This window comes from Dietzia sp. SYD-A1 (genome assembly GCF_015356725.1).
Lineage (GTDB): Bacteria > Actinomycetota > Actinomycetes > Mycobacteriales > Mycobacteriaceae > Dietzia.
This window is the reverse complement of the sequence record NZ_JADDKI010000180.1, coordinates 1-542: the sequence shown is the minus strand read 5'-3', so window position 1 is coordinate 542 and position 542 is coordinate 1. Positions and strand designations below refer to the sequence as shown.

Sequence of the window (542 nt, the reverse complement as noted above, 5' to 3'; positions counted from 1 at the left end):
CCACCCGAACCCCGATCGACAAGGAGATCTCGATGCTTCTCGAGCGCATCTACGACGAGGACCTCGCCCAGGCCGGGTACTTCATCGGCTGCCAGGCCAGGAACGAGGCGATGGTGGTGGACGCCCGTCGTGACATCCGCGAGTACCTCGACCTGGCCGACCGTCACGGCATGACCATCACCGCGGTGACCGAGACCCACATCCACGCCGACTACCTCTCCGGCACCCGCGAGCTCGCCGAGGCGACCGGCGCGACCGTCTACGTCTCGGGGGAGGGCGGCGACGACTGGCAGTACGGTTTCGAGGCCGAGCGGCTGCACCACGGGGACCGGCTCACGCTGGGCAACATCACGGTCGAGGCCGTGCACACCCCGGGCCACACCCCGGAGCACCTGTCCTTCCTCGTCACCGACGGCGCCTTCGCTGATACCCCCGGCTACATGCTGACCGGCGACTTCGTCTTCGCCGGCGATCTCGGTCGACCGGATCTGCTCGATGAGGCCGCGGGCGGGATCGACACGCGCTTCGCCGGCGCCACGCAG

1 protein-coding gene is annotated in these 542 nt (G+C 69.2%); it reads left to right on the top strand.

Translation table 11 applies throughout. The features are described 5' to 3' along the window. Positions 1-32 precede the first annotated feature (32 nt). Positions 33-542: MBL fold metallo-hydrolase (locus IY392_RS08335; RefSeq protein WP_194860953.1), on the top strand; the 510-nt coding region annotated here is incomplete at its 3' end.